This window comes from Actinopolymorpha alba DSM 45243 (assembly GCF_000373925.1).
Classification (GTDB): Bacteria; Actinomycetota; Actinomycetes; order Propionibacteriales; family Actinopolymorphaceae; genus Actinopolymorpha; species Actinopolymorpha alba.
Genome location: NZ_KB892707.1, coordinates 228,093 through 244,859, shown reverse-complemented (window position 1 = coordinate 244,859; position 16,767 = coordinate 228,093). Strand labels below are relative to the sequence as shown.

Sequence of the window (16,767 nt, the reverse complement as noted above, 5' to 3'; positions counted from 1 at the left end):
GTTCGCGGTCTTACCTTCGACCTCAGACTTGAGAAGGTGAGCGGATGACCGGCCTGAACGACCTCCTGCAGCCGCACGTCAACAGCGGCCAGGCGCCAGGAGCGGTGGCCCTCGTCGCACGCGGAGATCACGTGGAGGTGCGGGCCGCCGGCACCACCTCCGCCCAGGGCAGCGTGCCGATGGCTCGGGACTCGATCTTCCGCATCGCCTCGATCACCAAACCGATCGTCGCCGCGGCGGTCATGATGCTGATCGAGGACGGCCGGATCGCGCTCGACGACCCGGTCGCGAAGTGGTTGCCGGAGTTGGCGTCGCCGTCTGTCGTGCGTACGCCGGCAGGCCCGGTCGACGACGTGGTCCCGGCCGCGCGACCGATCACCGTGGTCGACCTGCTCACCTTCCGCGCGGGCTACGGCTTCCCGTCCGACTTCTCCCTGCCGGTGGTCGGGCTGTTGTTCAGCGAGTTGAAGCAAGGGCCCCCTCAGCCGCAACTGGTGGCGCCGCCGGATGAGTGGATGGCCGCGCTGGGCCGCATTCCGCTGCTGCACCAGCCAGGCGACGCATGGTTGTACAACACTTCCTCCGACATCCAGGGTGTGCTGATCGCGCGGGCGTCAGGACAGGCGCTGCCGGAGTTCCTGGCTGAGCGGATCTTCGAGCCACTCGACATGGTCGACACTGGGTACGACGTACCAGCGGGCAAGCTCGGCCGGTTCACGAGCTACTACCGGATGGCGCCTGCTGGTGGCCTCGAGCTCGTCGATGCACCGGACGGGCAGTGGAGCAGCCTTCCGGCCTTCGCCTCCGGCGCTGGTGGACTTGTCTCGACTGTCGACGACTATCACGCGTTCGCGCGGATGCTGCTCGCCGAGGGGAACGCCCGAGGCCGGAGGTTGCTGTCGGCCGCGTCGGTGCGGCAGATGATGACCGACCACCTGACGGCGGCACAGCGTGCGGCGAGCAGATTGTTCCTCGAGGGTCAGGGCTGGGGCTTTGGCGGCTCGGTGGACGTGGAGGCTGTCGATTCCTGGAATGCGCCCGGACGGTTCGGATGGGTTGGTGGTACGGGTACCGCTGCGCACGTCATTCCGTCGACGGGAACGGTCAGCATTCTGCTCAGCCAACTCGAAATGACCGGACCGACGCCGACGCCTCTGATGCGAGAATTCTGGGCGTACGCGGCCAGCATCTGAATCCCGGAGTGGCAGGGAATTGGTCATTGGCAGGAGCTTCCAGCCGCGCGGGCACCTTACGGGCCGGTGGTAGCGCGAGGGCGCTTCGCCGAGAGGTCGCTAACCGTTGATCGGATCGCCTTCGAATCAACAGTTAGCGACCTCTCGATGGACCAGAAACCTGGTGTACGCAGCACCGGCCTCGAGACGAACCGGCCGGCTCACCATGCCGACACCTCAAGCCCCGACATCCCTCGCCACGGCCTACCGGCATCGCCCAAGCACGCCACTACGCCGTAGCACTCGGGCCAAGCACGAACGCGTCCTGGCCCTGCTGAATCGCGCGATCTGAGAGTGACGAGTTCCCGCCCGGAGTGGTGCATTTCGAGGCGGCGGGCCGCGCTCGTAGGATACGCCCCATGGTCGCGCCCGAACTCCCGCATCAGACCGTCCGAACGCCGTACGGCGTTCAAACACGGAGGCCACTACGCGATGTCTGGACAGACCTCGCCCTAATTCCGCTCTACGGACTGGCTGTCCTGATCGGTGCGCTGGTCCCCGTCAGCTCCTATAGACCTAACCCTCCCATCAGCGGCTGGGACGCACTTGCGCTCACCTTTCCCGCAATAACGCTCATGGGCGTCGTACTAATGGTGCCTGCAGTACAGCCCGGTCGAGCGGGAACCCTGGATACACGTCTTTGCAGAGCCCTCGCCATACGCTTTGGGGCCGCCCTCATAATCACGATCACACTCTCACTGGCGACGGCCATTCTTACATTTCCAGCGGCGATCAATACTACGCGAAGTTTTGCCTATCATGCCGCAATGATTATCTTTCCGGTACTCTCGATATTTAACATTGCTGGACACGGAAGAACCATGAAGAAGCTCGCGTCCGCCATGGGTGAACCATAATTATTCGACCGCCGCCTACCTATCTCGGAGCCCACTCATCAAGGTCGATCGCACCTTCGCTATTCAAAACACCCTGCGGTCGCGGCCACCGTCCATCTTTGAACCCTCCTGGACGCAGATTCTCCAAGCGCCGCAAGGCGTCGCCGCAGTCCGAGAGGACATCGAGGACGGCCTCCAATAGACTTAGGAGAGATACCACTATTACCCCGATCAGCGCCACCACAGCCCCGAACGCAACCGGGCCCGCACGCCTGGCGGCGATAATCTCGGCACCCAAACTTGCTGTGGCAGCAAGAGATGCGAGCGCCATCGTTTGCCAAAATGCATCTATCGATTTCCCCATCAATCTGAGTATCGATGCGACGTCAGCGAAGTGATCGGAGACGTCATCGAAGGCTGGCAGTAGAGATTTCGTAACGTATTGGTCGAACGAATTCGCGGAATCTCCACTCCAATGACTACCCACCCTTTCCGCCGCAGAGCTAACCGTCCTTTTGAAGTCGCCCAACTTCTCGGTCAAAGAAGGACCGGTGCTAATTTGCTGTTCCCACGCCTCGGCGGCGGCAATGAGGTTGGCACCGTTGCCGGGCGCATTGGCAAGCTTGCGCAATGTTTCCAAGTCTTTCATGTTTTTTTCATGGAGGAGACCACCAAGTGGCTCGATGAGGCGCAGGAGCGCGTCAAGCATGGCGACGGCATCCGCGTTGTCGTAAGGCATGTATGGAAGTCGAGGCGGTTGCCCGGGTGAGCCCGGAAATCCAGGCTCATCCGGCGTCGGAGATCGTCTCGAGTCTGAGCGGCCTTGATCCGTAGGATTCCTTGGAAGTTCGGGCGCATCAGTCATCGGCGAGCATCTCCAGCCTCAGTCGACCTTCCCGCTCCTCGTGTTCGTAGTTGACCGCCACCGTTCCGAGCGCATTGCCAACCTCGCAGACAGCGACGCCGCCGTCGCGCAGAAGGCCCCGCACCCGCTCGCGGATCCGGTTATAGGCTCGGTCGAGACCTTCTTGGTCGCCAAGCCAGCCCCAATCATCTTCGATGAGATAGATGGGCCAGGTGTCGACGTCAAACGACATCGATGAAAGGTCTCCGCCGATCTCGAAGAACTCGGAGGACGAGTTCTTTAACTTATCGATCGCGACGCGACTCGGCCCCGGGCCGCCGTGCCTCGTACAGTCTCCGAATCCAGCTTGTTCATGACGGTCCGTGCGCCCGGAACGACGTCGACAACGGCATCCAGATGCGCACGGAGGTTCGCCCTCTCATACAGAACCCACGTGGCAAGCCCACTGATGTCGGCATCCGTATACAGCTCGTCAGCGAGACTGAACGCCTGCTTACGAGCAGACCGATAGGCAGTGGCGATCTCTCTGCCCAGGTTCTGGGCCTGGATGCCCTTCGACCATGCCTTGTCCAGATCGACAGAACGGAACCCGCCCAAACCGTTGACAGTCACCCGCAGAAGCCGCCTGCGGTCCTCCTGTGTGATCAGGCGCGTGGCCAACTGGTCGTGAATGGTCCTCAGGCGTTCGAGCAGATCTGCGCCGTCATGAGGAATGGCCACCGCTGATCCCCGTCCCTGATCGACAGTTCGATCAGGAAACCGTAAGCGATCACTGACTCTGCGTGCCAGCCTGCGCGCTCAGCGCTGTGGATAACGACGCCTGTCGAACGGGCTGGATCAGGGACAGAGGTCGCCGGAGCAGCGCGCAACAACAACCGCCGCCGGATCCCAGGGGAAACCAACCGGGCTAGCGACCCTCGATGATGAGAAGAGCCTGCGGCTACTCGGCGGCGTGGAGGCTCATCGGGCCGTAGACCTCTCGGCCGGCCTCCAGCAGCGTCACCTGATCGACACCGATCGCCACCAGGTCGCGCCAGCACTCGCCGATCCAGCTCTCCGCGTCGCTCTGGGACGGGAACTCACTGCGAGCGAACTCCCCGGCGTCGACAGGGTTGCCCTCGGCATCTTCCAGCCGCCATGTCCACGTCATGGGTGTTGAGCTTAGAGCCTGCCCCGCCACCTCGCTCCATCAGCCACGACCAGAATGGGCTCGAACCACCCAGCCCGGCCGATAAGCCGACATTCCCCGATGGGTCCGCGGCCCATCGGGGGCAGTTCCAGCCCGCGCGGGCGAGGGCGTTCGGCGTACGACCCTTTGACTTCCGGCCAATGCCGTGAGAATGTCCGTCCAGCACGAACGTCATGGAGAGGTCGTACGCCTCGTATGCCCTCAGCTCAGGGGAAGCCGGTCGAAATCCGGCGCTGACCCGCAACCGTAGGCCACGTGCCCGGCGCAGCACCCGCGCCAGGCGCACCTCGTGGCAAGCCGGAGCACCTGGCCATGACGGCGGCTCCACAACACCCGTCGAGGTCTGCGGGCGGAGCGCGGGTCAGACACCCGAGCCCTGCCCTCGTCCACCAGGCGTTCAACGCCGCCCGTGGTCGGGGGCGTTCTCGTGTCCGGTCCCGGTTCCCTGGCCGTGACCGAACATCTGGAGGACATCGATGAGGCCCTCGGCCCGAAAGCCCCGTCAGCGTCGCATCGCCGGCCTGGTCCTGGCCGCACTTTCCACGACCCTGCTCGCCGGGCTTCTCACCGTCACGCTCGGCGCGGGTACGGCACAGGCAGCGGCGTACCGCTTCTGGGGTTACTTCCAGTGGAAGGACAACGCCTGGGCGATGGCCACGGAGGGCCCCGCCTCGGTGACGCCGAAGGACGGCGCGGTGGAGGGCTGGCGGTTCGCGGTGTCGGGTGAGAAGACCCCGCCCCGGTTGCCGCGGGCCGCGGGCGACTTCGAGCAGATCTGCGGCTCGACCCCGGCCGAGACGGGCAAGAAGCGGGTCGCCCTCGTCATCGACTACGGCATCGCTTCCGAGGGACCCGACGGGCAGACCGCACCCGCGCCACGGGGCGCCTGCTCGGTAACCGACACCAACGCGACGTCGGCCCAGGTCCTCGCGGCGGTCGCCGAGGTCCGGGAGCAGAAGAGCCTGATCTGCGGGATCGACGCCTTCCCCACGACCGGCTGCGGTGACCCGGTGAAGGAAGAGCCTGCGGTCGCGTCGCCGGAGCCGGCGGTCGCCCTCGCGCTGCCGGAGCCCGCGAAACCCACCGCCTCCGCCTCCGCCAGCCCGACCACGACCACCGCGTCCACCAATCCCGAGCCGGCTTCCTCCAGTGGCTTCCCCATCTGGCCAGTCGCCGGAGCGGTGGCCGTGATCGTGCTCGTCGTCGGTGGCCTGCTGCTGCGCCGCCAGCGTTCAGCCGACCAGGCAGGCTGACCACCGCATGCGCGCCGCCCACCGCCCCACGCTCCCCCGCCACCTGCACCCGGGGGCCTGGTGGCTGTGGGCGGTGGGGCTCGCGACGGCGGCCAGCCGGACGACGAACCCGCTACTGCTCCTGCTGGTGCTGGCGGTCGCGGGGTACGTCGTCGCGGCCCGGCGTACGACCGCACCCTGGGCGCGGTCCTACGCGGCGTTCGTCAAGGTCGGGTTGGCAGTCATCCTGATCCGCATCGTGTTCCAGGCCATTTTCGGTGCCGCCGTGACCGGCCGCACTGTCCTCTTCACCGTGCCGGAGGTACCGCTTCCTGAATGGATGCAGGGCATCCGGATCGGCGGCTCCGTCACGGCCGAGGCACTCCTGGCCGCGCTCTACGACGGACTCCGGCTCGCGGCCGTACTCGGGTGTGTCGGCGCCGCGAACGCGCTGGCCAACCCCAAACGGCTGCTCGCGACCATGCCGGGCGCGCTCTACGAACTCGGCGTCGCGGTCGTGGTCGCGATGACGTTCGCACCCCAGCTCGTCACCGACGCCGCGCGCGCCCGCGCCGCCCGGCGGTTGCGGGGGCAGCCGGACCGTGGGCTGCGTTCGGTCAGGGCGACCGCGGTGCCCGTCCTCGAGGGAGCCCTGGAGCGGTCCCTCGCTCTGGCGGCCGCGATGGACTCCCGTGGTTACGGCCGCGTGGGCACGCTGCCGGCGGCCACCCGATTCGTCACCGGCGCGCTCGTGCTCACCGGCCTGCTCGGCATCTGTGTCGGCGTCTACGGCCTGCTCGACGCGGGCTCCCCGCCGGTGTTCGGGCTGCCCATGCTCGCGGCCGGCTCCCTGCTCGCCGGTCTCGGGCTGGTCGTGGGCGGGCGGCGTACCCTGCGTACGAAGTACCGCCCCGATCCGTGGGCGTTGCCCGAGTGGCTGGTCGCGGTGAGCGGGTGCGCCGTGGCCGCGACGTACGTGTGGTCGGCGGCGCAGGGTGTCGAGGGCCTGACCGTGCCCGCGATGCCGCTCACGATGCCGGATCTGCCGGTCGTACCCGCGCTCGGAACGCTGGTCGCCCTCCTGCCCGCCTGGTTGGCGCCACCTCCGCCCCGGGTAGGTGCCGGCGACAGCGAGGCCGCGCCTGCTCGGGTCGCCGCCGGATCGGAGCGCGACGGTACGCCGGCCGCAGACGTGGATCGTCCCCGGGAGGTGTCGCGGTGATCCGCTTCGAGTCGGTGTCGGTCCGCTATTCCGAAGCCCCGGCACCCATCCTCAAGGACGTGACGTTCACCGTCGCCGAAGGCGAACTCTGCCTCGTCGTCGGCCAGACCGGCAGCGGCAAGACCACCCTGCTCAGGGCGATCAACGGACTCGTCCCCCACTTCACCGGCGGGACCCTCAGCGGTCGGGTCCTCGTCGACGGCCGGGACACCCGCACGCATCGCCCCCGGGATCTGGCTGACGTCGTCGGCGTCGTCGGGCAGAACCCGCTCGCGAACTTCGTCACCGACACGGTCGAGGACGAGTTGGCGTACGGCATGGAGTCACTCGGGCTTCCACCTGACGTGATGCGGACCCGGGTCGAGGAGACGCTCGACCTGCTCGGACTGTCCGACGTCCGGGCCCGCCCGATCGCGAGTCTCTCCGGCGGTCAGCAGCAGCGGGTCGCGATCGGGGCGGTCCTCACGACGCATCCGCGGGTCCTCGTCCTCGACGAGCCGACGTCGGCGCTGGATCCGCAGGCCGCCGAGGACGTGCTCGCCGCGCTGCAGCGCCTCGTCCATGACCTCGGCGTCACCGTCGTCCTCGCCGAGCACCGGCTGGAACGCGTGGTGCAGTACGCCGACCAGGTGGTGCTGGTCCCCGGCGGCGGGCAGGCTCTGGAGGTCGGCGACCCCGCCGAGATCCTGGCCAGCTCCGCGGTGGCACCGCCGGTGGTCGAACTCGCGCGCCTTGCCGGCTGGCACCCACCGCCGTTGAGCGTCCGGGACGCCCGCCGGCTGGCCGGACCGCTCCGCGACCGCCTCGCCGGCCTGCCGTCACCTGAAGGGCCGCAAGACCAGGTTGACACCACGTCAGGCCTACCGCGGGACCGGCCTGCTGCGACCACGCCCATCGCCGCGGTGCGCGGGCTGGTGGTGAGGTACGGCGGGCGGCGGACGGCCCAGCCCCCGGCGCTTCGCGACCTCGACCTCGAGGTCGCACCCGGCGAGGTCGTCGCCCTGATGGGCCGCAACGGCGCCGGCAAATCCTCGCTACTGAACGCCCTCGTTGGGCTGGTCCGGCCAGCGGCGGGCGGCGTACGCGTCGGCACCGTGGATCCGGCGTCGGCGAAGCCAGCGGCCATCGCGCGGGCCGCGGGGTTGGTACCCCAGGAGCCGGGTGACCTGCTTTACGCCTCCTCCGTCGGTGAGGAGTGCCGGCAGGCCGACCGGGACTTCGCGGCCGAGCCCGGCCGGTGCGCGCGCATCCTGGCCAGGCTCGCTCCCGGCATACCCGCCAACCGGCATCCACGTGACCTTTCCGAAGGCCAGCGGCTCTGCCTCGCGCTCGCCGTCATCCTGACCGCGCAGCCGCCGCTGCTGCTGCTCGACGAACCCACCCGCGGGCTGGACTACGGCGCGAAGGCAAGACTCGCCGACATCGTGCGCGCACTCGCCAACGGCGACGGTGCCAGCGACGGCACGCAGGACGCCCGGCGCGACCGCGGGAACGGCGTGTCCGGCGGGCGTCATGCCGTGATCTTCGCGACCCATGACGTCGAACTCGTGGCCGAGGTGGCGACGCGGGTGGTGGTCCTGGCCGACGGCGACCTCGTGGCCGACGGGCCGGTGGCCTCCGTGGTGGGCAGCTCACCGACGTTCGCACCCCAGGTCGCGAAGATCCTCCGGCCGCTTCCCTGGCTCACCGTCTCCCAGGTCGCGGCCGCCCTGGGCTCAGCCTGATGAGCGAACGAATCAATCAACACAGCGTGACCTCGTCGCCGTTCGCCCTGCGCCCACGCTCGACCGCCGCGCTGGTGCTCGCCTCGCTCGTCGGCGTGGTGGGATTCGGCTGGCCGTTCCTCACCGACCCGGACAGTGCGCTCGGCGGACACTCCTCCGACGCGCCGTACCTGTTCGTTGTCCTGCTTCCCCTCGTCGTCGGCATCGTCCTCGCCGAACTCAGCGAAGGAGGGATGGACGCGAAGGCGGTCGCGATGCTCGGCGTGCTCGCGGCCACGGGCGCCGCGCTGCGAGCGTTGAGTCCGGGGACGGCCGGCTTCGAGCCCACGTTGTTCCTGCTCGTGCTGGCCGGCCGGGTCTTCGGCGCGGGCTTCGGCTTCGCCCTCGGCGCGATCGTGATCTTCGCCAGCGCCCTGGTCACCGGTGGCGTCGGTCCCTGGATGCCGTTCCAGATGGTCGGACTCGCCTGGGTGGGGCTGCTCGCCGGCGTCCTCCCCCGTGCTGGCGGACGGAAGGAACGCTGGCTGCTCGCGGTGTACGCCGGTGGCGCGAGCTTCGCCTTCGGCGCCCTCCTCAACCTGTCGTTCTGGCCGTTCTCGTCATCACTGCCACCAGGACTGGCGTACGCACCAGGCGATCCGGCAATGAACAACCTCGGGCACTACGCGGCGTTCTATGTCGCGACATCGTTCGGCTGGGACTGTGTGCGGGCGGTGGTCAACACCACGCTCGTCCTCCTCGCCGGCCGTCCGGTCCTGGCCGCGTTGCGCCGGGCTGCCCGGCGGGCGGCGTTCGAGGCGCCGGCCGGCTTTCGGGCCCCCGAGCGTCCTTGACCTTGGCATGACCTAACGATCATCACCGCGTTACCCGATCTCCCTGGTTCCGCCACGTCGACGCCCCTCCGGATTCGCCCCGGCTTCCTAGGTTCCAGAGGCCGGATCAGAACCGTGCTGGTTCTAACCCCCAACTGCGTTGGGGGTGGGCATTCCTCGGGACAGGTGTGGCCGGGACGCACCGGGACAGCGACGTCCGGGTAGCTCCGGTCCGCCCAGAGGCGGGGGCGCCCCGCCCGAACGCCACTGACTCCGGCTCGAGTGGCCACGTTCCTTGTCGCGGGCCGATCGGCCGCGGGGCGTGGCGGGAGGGTGTAACGCGATGCGCGTGAAACGTGCAGGCGTCGTAGCAATCGCAGCCGGAATAGCCCTGATCGGGACGACGGTCGCTGTCGCAGGTGTGCTGCGGGCGGGTCCCCAGGACGACGGAACGTCGGTGACCCATGGGGCGCCCGGGTGACACCGGTGGGAACGCAGACCCAGTTGGGGATCCTGCCGCTTGACCAGGCACTGTCCCCCGATCGTTCGAAGCTGCTGGTCACCAACAACGGCCAGGGCAAGCAGTCGCTGCAGCTGGTGGACACGGCGAACTCCCAGGTGCTGCAGACCATCGAGTACGCCTCCCCCGAGGCGTTGTACGCCGGGGTGGTGTGGAGCCCCGACGGCACCAAGGCGTACGCCAGTGCGGGCGGCAGCAACAAGATCCGCACGTACACGGTCGCGGACGGCAAGCTCACCGAAGGCACCCCGATCGAGCTGCCCAAGACCAACCCGGCCGGCCAGGCGGTCAATCTCTTCCCGGCGGGCCTTGCGATCTCCGCCGACGGCGGAAAGCTCTACGTCGCCGACCAGCTCGGTGACGCCATGACCGCGATCGACCTGGCCACCAAGCAGCAGGCCACCATCTCGGTCGGTCACCGCCCGTACGACGTCACGCTGACCAAGGACGGCCGGAAGGCGTACGTCACCAACCAGGGCGCCGACACCGTCAGCGTCGTCGACGTCACCGGGGCCGAGCCAGAGGTGACCGGCACGGTGAAGGTCGGCACCCACCCCAACAAGGCGGCGCTCGACAAGGCGGGCCGCCTGCTCTACGTCGCCAACGGTGACAGCGATTCCGTGAGCGTCGTCGACGTCGCGACCGCCAAGGTTGTCCGCACGATCAACCTGGCGCCGTACAAGGATGCCCAGGTGGGTTCGGCGCCGAGCGGACTCTCGCTCTCCGAGGATGGCCGCCAGCTCTACGTCGCCAACGCCGGTAACAACGACATCGCCGTGGTGGACCTCGCCTCGCGGCGCGTCCGCGGACTCGTCCCGACCGGGTGGTACCCCACGAGCGTCGTCGCGCTGGGCGACAAGCTCTACGTCACGAACGCCAAGGGGCTCGGCGCCGGCCGCAACGACGGGCCGGGCCAGCCGGACCCGAACAAGCCTGGCTCGCCCGACAAGTACATCGGCTCGATGATGAAGGGCACGCTGTCCACGATCAGCGTTCCGTCCAACTCCCAACTCGCCACCTACACCAAGAAGGTCGTCGCCAACAACGGCTTCGACAGCAAGGCACAGGCCGCTGGCGCGGTGTTGCCCGCGCAGGCCGGTGGCAAGACGCCGATCAAGCACGTGATCTACGTCGTGAAGGAGAACCGCACCTACGACCAGGTGCTGGGCTCGCTCGGCAAGGGCGCGGGTGACCCGTCGATCAACCTCTTCGGTGACGAGTCCGCTCCCAACACCCGGCAGCTGTCCCGCGAGTTCGTGACGTTCGACAACTTCTACGCCGACGCCGAGGTCAGCGCGCAGGGCTGGAACTGGGTCGTCGCCGCCAACTCCAACCCCTACGCCGAGCAGCAGTGGCCGGCGAACTACTCCGGCCGCAAGGGCGACTACCCGTCGGAGAAGGACGACGACGCGGTCGCGCCCAACCGTGACCCCGACAACGCCTACATCTGGCAGCAGCTTGCCGCTAGGGGCAAGACGTTCCGCAACTACGGCTTCTACGTGGGCTCGGACGCGAACGGCAAGGCCACCACGACCGACAAGCAGCTGATGGCCAGCACCGACCCGGACTTCAAGCCGTACGACATGACCTGCCCTGACAGCGCTGGAACCTTCACGCCGAGGAGCACCAAGTGCGGCTCGCCCCGGATCGACGAATGGCTGAGGGAGTTCCGGGAGTACGAGAAGAATGGTGAGCTGCCGACGGTCCAGTTCGTCCGGCTGCCCACCGACCACACCTCGGGCACCCGCGTGGGTTGGCCGACGCCGAGGGCCTACGTCGCCGACAACGACTGGGCGTTGGGTCAGCTCGTCGAGGCGGTGTCGAAGTCGAAGTACTGGGAGTCGACCGCGATCTTCGTCACCCAGGACGACTCGCAGAACGGCCCGGACCACATCGACGCGCACCGCACGCTCGCGCTGGTGATCAGCCCGTACACGCGTACCGGCGCGGTCGACTCCACGTTCTACAGCACGGCGTCCATGCTGCGGACGATCGGGCAGATCGTGGGGCTGCCGCCGCTCACGCAGTTCGACGCGCTCGCCAACCCGATGGGACCGGCGTTCTCTGGGCGCAAGAACACCGGGCCGTACGAGGCGTTGAAGCCAACGATCCCGCTCGATGAGGTCAACGCCACGACGGCGCCGCTGGCAGCGGAGTCCGGAAAGCAGGACCTCGAGGGTGAGGACCGGATCAACGAGCAGGTGTTCAACGAGGCGATCTGGAAGAGCGTGAAGGGCGCCGACTCAGAGATGCCGGCACCCAAGCACGATCTGTTCGGGGCGATCCCGAACTCTGAGGCCGAGGACCTCGACGACTAGATCGAACGCGGGGACCTCATCGCTCGAGAGGCCGCGACCTGTGGACGGAGTCAGCTCCGGACCACAGGTCGCGGCCTCTCGAGCGTTTCGCGTGCCTAGCGGTTGCACGGCTGCTTATGCCGTCTTGTCCACGGGCAGCCCGGCGCTGACCCAGTCCTCGATTCCGTCCGCGTAGAGGCGTACGTCGCGGTAGCCGAGTCGCTCCAACGCCTGTGCGAGGCCGGGTCCGCGGGTGCAGGACGAATCGGTCGAATAGGCGACGATCGCCGCCGCCTTATCGGGGAGGACACTCTCCGCATGCTGCTCGGCCTGTTCTTCGGTGAGGTTCAGCGCGCCCGGCAGGTGCCTGCGCTCGTACGCCGGCAGGGGCAGCGCGTCGACGACGGTCACCGAGCCCGCGGCGAGTTCGGCTTCGACTTCCTTGCGGGTCATCGTTCTGGGCACGACAGATTCCCTTCTTCCCTTCGGCCGTGGTGGCGCTGGGACGAGATCGCGGAACTCTGATGTCGTCGAGCCACCCTGACGCCAAGCTGACGTTGCACCAAATTTAGTGTTGCTCTAAGTTTGGTGCAAGCCCAATCTTTGGGAAGCTCATTCGGGAAGGTTCCAGTGGGACTCCGCGAACTCAAGAAGCAGCAGACGCGGGAGCGGATCTGCGAGACGGCGTGGCGACTGTTCGCCGAGCGCGGCTTCGACCAGGTGACGGTCGCCGAGGTGGCGCGGGAGGCAGAGGTCGCCCTGGCGACGGTGTTCAACTACTTCCCCAGCAAGGAGGAGCTGTTCTACGGCCGGCTGGAGAAACGCACGACCCAGCTGGTCGAAGCCGTGGCCGGGCGGGACGCCGGTGAATCGGTGCTGGTCGCCTACCGCCGTTACCTGAACTCTTCGGAAGGTCTGCTGTCACGGGTCGCCGCGGGAGATTCGGACGCGCTCGAGCGGATCCGGACACTCAACCGGGTCATCGCCGGGAGCCCGGCACTCCAGGCACGCGAACGCCTGATCTTTTCCCGTACGGCCGGAGCGCTCGCCGACCTCCTGATGGCCGCAGACCCGACTCCGGCCGACGAGGTGTCGGCCCATGCGGTCGCGAACGCCCTGACGGGGGTTCAGCAGGCCCTGATGGACTACGCACGGCGCCGGGTCCTGGCCGACGACAACGTTGTTGGACTCGCCCGCGATCTCCGCAAGGCCAGTGACGCCGCGTTCGCGACCCTCGAGCGGGGACTCGACAACGTGGGGTCATGACGCCGGGACTCCGCGGTTGCCCACACGCGACCACCATCACGAGGAGGCACCAACGATGCGGCGACCTCTTAGGCCGTTGCGAGTTCCTGGACCAGGCCATACCCCACTGCTTCCTGCGCGGTCAGGAACCTGCCGCGGCGAAGGTCCTCGTCCAGCGCGCCGGCCTGGCGCCCGGTGGTGTCGGCAAGGAGTTCGATGAACGCCTCCCGCAGCCGTAGGTGTTCGCGGGCATAGGTGTCGACCTCGCCCGCCGTCCCCTTGATCTCGGCCGCCTTGGGCTCGGTGAGCTGGAACCTCGCATGCGGATAGGCGAGACGTCGCGGTGCGGCCGCGAGCACCCCGATCGACGCGCCCGACACCTCCCCCACCGCGACCGCGGTGAGTTCGACCTGAAGCACACCCAGGGTGTCGACCAAGCCGAGGGCGGTGCCAAGCTGGCCGCCGGGACTCGCCAGGTGAAGCCGGATCGGTTTGTCCGCAAGGGCTTCCAGGGTCAGCAACTGCGCGGACATCTTCGTCGCCAGCTCGTCGTCAAGGAACCCTTGCGCGAGGACGATCCGGCGCTCGAAGAGTTGTTCCTGGACATAGGTGTCGAACGTCATCACCCGGTCGCCTCTCATCTGCGCCTCCTGGTGCGGGAGTTCGTGGTGTCGCCGCCGCCGGTGCCCGCGGCCTTCTTCGTACTGGTGGGATTCCTTGTGCTGGTGGCGTTCTTGGTGCTGGTGAGATTCTTTGTGCTGGCGCCGCTGTCGTGGGTGCGGAGGCGTACGTCGACCTGGTGACCGACTGCCGCGGCGTACCTCTCAAATGTCGACAGGCGCGCATCGACCTCGCCGGCCTCGAGCCGGGCCACGGCCGACTGCGAGGTGCCCATCCGCGCGGCCACCTGGGTCTGGGACAGCCCGGACCGTCTTCGCAGCTCCACAAGCTCGGCGGCCAACCGTCGGCGCCGCAGAGCCATCTCGCGAAAGCCCGGCATCACCGGAAGGTTGTCGCGCTCGGACTCCTCCGCCATACCACCAACGCTATCTCGAATCTGAGATACCGCAACCACTCGGCAATCCCTCGCCCGAGACCGGGAATGATCACGTTTGCGTGATCATTCCCGACGACACGCGGCAAATTGGCCATGCATCGTGGGGAATTGCCGTGGATCGTTCGTCCGGGAATCTCAGCGGCCACTCATGCTCGCATTCTGTCCACACCACGCGACACGGCGATCTTGTCCACAGGAATGGTCGCTCGCAGATCAGCGACCGGGAGTCAACGACAAGATCGCTCCGCATGGACCACTTGTGCGAGCGCCTCCGCAGACTCGCTGACGAGCAAAACGGTGTCTTCAGCCGCGCCCAAGCCCTTGCCCTTGGGCACAGCTCCAAGGAGGTCGACTGGCTTGTACGGCGCCGCGCCTGGACCCGTGTCCGACATGGGGTCTACGCGGAGACGGACCTATGGCAAAACCTAGACCCAGAAGCACAGCATCTCGCCAAGGTCCGCGGAGTCCTCCTTCGATGCGGCGCCGATCTGGTGGTGAGCCACCTGTCAGCAGTGATCTTGCACGGCTGGCCGACGTGGAACGTAAACCTCGATAACGTCTGGGTGACTCGCAAGAGCTTGAGCCAGCGATCGCGAGCGGAGGCCGGCGTACACCACTTGATAGCCGAACTCCCTGCCGAAGATGTCATATGGATCGCTGGCGTACCTGTCACATCGCCGGAGCGCACCATGGTGGACTTCGCGCGGATGACGGGATACGAGTCAGCCGTCGTGAGCTGCGACGCCGCTCTTCGCTCGGGCGCCAATCCCCAGGTCGTACGCCAGATCTTCGACCGCCAAGCACAATGGCCTGGAGCGCGGGGAGCGATCCGTGCGCTCGCGTTCGCCGACGCCCGAGCCGAATCAGTGGGTGAATCAAGGACGCGGGTCCTCTGCTACCAGGAGGGACTCCCGACACCACGCCTGCAGGCCGACCTGTTAGGGAAGGGCAACCGCTACCTCGGTCGTGGCGACTTCCTCTTCGAGAAAGAACAGACCCTCGTGGAATTCGACGGGAAGATGAAGTACGCGGCGGCCACACTGGATTCGTCCGGCGTCGCCGACGAGGATCCGGCCGAGCTCTTGTTCAAGGAAAAGAGACGTGAAGACGCGATCCGCGAGGAAGCCGGCCTGGAGGTGGTACGCCTCGTGTGGTCCGATCTTGCCACGCCCGCACGTACTGCCGCACGGATCCGCGCAGGCTTCGCCCGAGCAGCCCTTCGTCGTCCAGCGGAGAAGGACGCGAAAGCGTCATAGGATGCGCGCTAACTCCCCACGATGCATGGCCAATTTACCTTGTGTCGTGGGGAATGATCACGCAAACGTGATCATTCCCCGTCGGCTCAGGTCGTCGGGGAGGCGGACACGAAGGGCGGGCGCTTCACCACGAACGGCTCCTGCCGGCCGCGTACGTCGACCGCGATCTCCGCACCTTCGGCGACTTCCGCGGCGAGCAGGGCCAGGCCGATACCGACCCGCCTGGTCGGCGAGAACGTCCCGCTCGTCACGACCCCCACCGGCGAACCGACCGCGTCGACCACCGGCATCCCCGGTCGCGGAATGCCCCGCCCAGCCGACTCGAGCCCCAGCAGCCGCCGTGCGGGTCCGGCCGCGCGCTCGGCGACCAGCACCGACCGCCCCCAGAATGCCGGCTTCTTCCAGCCCACCGCCCAACCGAGCCGGGCCTGCACCGGCGTCACGTCGAGTGAGATGTCCTGTCCGTGCAGCGGATAGCCCATCTCGGTCCGCAGCGTGTCGCGCGCACCGAGCCCGCACGGCATCAGGTCGTACGCCGCCCCGGCCTCGAACAACGCGTCCCACAACCCACCCGCGGCGTCCGCGGGCAGTAAGAGTTCATAGCCTCGCTCGCCGGTGTAGCCGGTCCGGCAGACGGTCAGCGGCACAGCCTGCCACGACGTCTCGACGAACGACATGTACGCGTGCCCCACCGGCAACCCGACGGCAGCGAGGACCTCGTCGCTGCGCGGGCCCTGCACCGCGAGGACGGCGTACTCATCATGCAGGTCGACCACCTCGACACCCGCCGGTGCCTGCGCGCGCAGCCGCCTCACCACCTCGGCGCAGTTGGCGGCGTTGGGTACGAGGAACACCTCGTCCGGCCCGATCAGGTAGGCGATCAGGTCGTCGACGACGCCACCGGTCGCATCGTCACAGCAGAGGGTGTACTGCGCCTGCCCGGGTGCGATTTTCGCCAGCGCGTTGGTCAGGCTCGCATCGACGTACGCCGCCGCCCCTGGCCCGCTCACCCGCGCCTTGCCGAGGTGGCTCACGTCGAAGACGCCCACGGCGGCGCGGACGGCCGCGTGCTCACGGAGCACACCCCCGCCCGCGTACTCGAGCGGCATCTCCCAGCCACCGAACTCCGCGAACTTCGCGCCACGGGCCAGATGCCGATCATGAAGGGGCGAGCGTTTCATGACGGCGAACCTATCCCGGCCGGCACACTCCCCCAGCACGGGCACACGGCGTAACATCCGCTCCGGGTGCCCCACGAGCCCCGGCACCTGTCCAAAGAA

Annotated in this window: 15 protein-coding genes and 1 pseudogene; 9 read left to right on the top strand and 7 right to left on the bottom strand. The window is 67.7% G+C overall.

Going from position 1 to position 16,767, the window contains the following annotated elements:
• The first annotated feature begins 44 nt into the window (after nucleotides 1–44).
• Nucleotides 45–1,193 carry a serine hydrolase domain-containing protein gene (locus B141_RS0101070; RefSeq protein ID WP_020573315.1) on the top strand — a complete coding sequence of 383 codons (1,149 nt, stop codon included), beginning with the start codon at nucleotides 45–47 and terminating at the stop codon, nucleotides 1,191–1,193.
• 915 nt (nucleotides 1,194–2,108) lie between these two features.
• Here B141_RS0101070 and B141_RS48910 read toward each other — a convergent pair.
• From B141_RS48910 to B141_RS0101050, 3 genes are all read right to left on the bottom strand, one after another.
• Nucleotides 2,109–2,807, bottom strand: coding sequence for a hypothetical protein (locus tag B141_RS48910; protein ID WP_157180724.1), 699 nt, complete (start codon nucleotides 2,805–2,807; stop codon nucleotides 2,109–2,111).
• 118 nt (nucleotides 2,808–2,925) lie between these two features.
• Nucleotides 2,926–3,165 (bottom strand): hypothetical protein, encoded by a 240-nt coding sequence (locus B141_RS0101060; protein WP_020573313.1) that lies wholly within the window; start codon nucleotides 3,163–3,165, stop codon nucleotides 2,926–2,928.
• A 708-nt stretch (nucleotides 3,166–3,873) separates the two neighbouring features.
• Nucleotides 3,874–4,083 (bottom strand): hypothetical protein, encoded by a 210-nt coding sequence (locus B141_RS0101050; protein WP_020573311.1) that lies wholly within the window; start codon nucleotides 4,081–4,083, stop codon nucleotides 3,874–3,876.
• 515 nt (nucleotides 4,084–4,598) lie between these two features.
• Between B141_RS0101050 and B141_RS0101045 the strand changes: the two genes are divergently transcribed.
• The 5 genes from B141_RS0101045 (at nucleotide 4,599) to B141_RS0101025 (ending at nucleotide 11,950) form a co-directional block, all read left to right on the top strand.
• Nucleotides 4,599–5,375: an SCO2322 family protein gene (locus B141_RS0101045; RefSeq protein ID WP_020573310.1), complete on the top strand. Its 777-nt coding sequence runs from the start codon at nucleotides 4,599–4,601 to the stop codon at nucleotides 5,373–5,375.
• 7 nt (nucleotides 5,376–5,382) lie between these two features.
• Nucleotides 5,383–6,576 (top strand): energy-coupling factor transporter transmembrane component T family protein, encoded by a 1,194-nt coding sequence (locus tag B141_RS0101040; RefSeq protein WP_157180723.1) that lies wholly within the window; start codon nucleotides 5,383–5,385, stop codon nucleotides 6,574–6,576.
• Complete coding sequence (locus B141_RS0101035; RefSeq protein WP_020573308.1) at nucleotides 6,573–8,300, top strand: ABC transporter ATP-binding protein; 1,728 nt, start codon at nucleotides 6,573–6,575, stop codon at nucleotides 8,298–8,300. The genes B141_RS0101040 and B141_RS0101035 overlap by 4 nt, the downstream gene beginning before the upstream one ends.
• On the top strand, nucleotides 8,300–9,133 hold the full coding sequence (locus B141_RS0101030; RefSeq protein ID WP_020573307.1) for an ECF transporter S component: 834 nt from the start codon (nucleotides 8,300–8,302) through the stop codon (nucleotides 9,131–9,133). The genes B141_RS0101035 and B141_RS0101030 overlap by 1 nt, the downstream gene beginning before the upstream one ends.
• A 465-nt stretch (nucleotides 9,134–9,598) precedes the next feature.
• Nucleotides 9,599–11,950, top strand: a complete 2,352-nt coding sequence (locus tag B141_RS0101025; RefSeq protein ID WP_157180722.1) for a bifunctional YncE family protein/alkaline phosphatase family protein — start codon at nucleotides 9,599–9,601, stop codon at nucleotides 11,948–11,950.
• A 114-nt stretch (nucleotides 11,951–12,064) separates the two neighbouring features.
• Here B141_RS0101025 and B141_RS0101020 read toward each other — a convergent pair whose 3' ends face one another.
• Nucleotides 12,065–12,394, bottom strand: coding sequence for a rhodanese-like domain-containing protein (locus tag B141_RS0101020; protein ID WP_157180721.1), 330 nt, complete (start codon nucleotides 12,392–12,394; stop codon nucleotides 12,065–12,067).
• Nucleotides 12,395–12,559: 165 nt separating this feature from the next.
• Between B141_RS0101020 and B141_RS0101015 the strand changes: the two genes are divergently transcribed.
• Nucleotides 12,560–13,195: a TetR family transcriptional regulator gene (locus B141_RS0101015; RefSeq protein WP_020573304.1), complete on the top strand. Its 636-nt coding sequence runs from the start codon at nucleotides 12,560–12,562 to the stop codon at nucleotides 13,193–13,195.
• A gap of 68 nt (nucleotides 13,196–13,263) precedes the next feature.
• Here the strand turns inward: B141_RS0101015 and B141_RS38345 are convergent, their stop codons facing one another.
• Nucleotides 13,264–13,815, bottom strand: a complete 552-nt coding sequence (locus tag B141_RS38345; RefSeq protein WP_020573303.1) for an ATP-dependent Clp protease proteolytic subunit — start codon at nucleotides 13,813–13,815, stop codon at nucleotides 13,264–13,266.
• On the bottom strand, nucleotides 13,812–14,210 hold the full coding sequence (locus tag B141_RS50510; protein WP_020573302.1) for a helix-turn-helix domain-containing protein: 399 nt from the start codon (nucleotides 14,208–14,210) through the stop codon (nucleotides 13,812–13,814). Before B141_RS50510 ends, B141_RS38345 begins: the two co-directional genes overlap by 4 nt.
• A 269-nt stretch (nucleotides 14,211–14,479) precedes the next feature.
• On the opposite strand from B141_RS50510, the pseudogene B141_RS52645 reads away from it, so the two are divergent.
• A pseudogene (locus B141_RS52645) lies at nucleotides 14,480–14,626 on the top strand (type IV toxin-antitoxin system AbiEi family antitoxin domain-containing protein); the annotation flags it as partial.
• 294 nt (nucleotides 14,627–14,920) lie between these two features.
• Complete coding sequence (locus B141_RS52640; RefSeq protein WP_237742588.1) at nucleotides 14,921–15,487, top strand: hypothetical protein; 567 nt, start codon at nucleotides 14,921–14,923, stop codon at nucleotides 15,485–15,487.
• Between the two features lie 86 nt (nucleotides 15,488–15,573).
• Here the strand turns inward: B141_RS52640 and gcvT are convergent, their stop codons facing one another.
• Nucleotides 15,574–16,668 carry a glycine cleavage system aminomethyltransferase GcvT gene (gcvT, locus tag B141_RS0100995; protein ID WP_020573300.1) on the bottom strand — a complete coding sequence of 365 codons (1,095 nt, stop codon included), beginning with the start codon at nucleotides 16,666–16,668 and terminating at the stop codon, nucleotides 15,574–15,576.
• Between the last annotated feature and the right edge of the window lie 99 nt (nucleotides 16,669–16,767).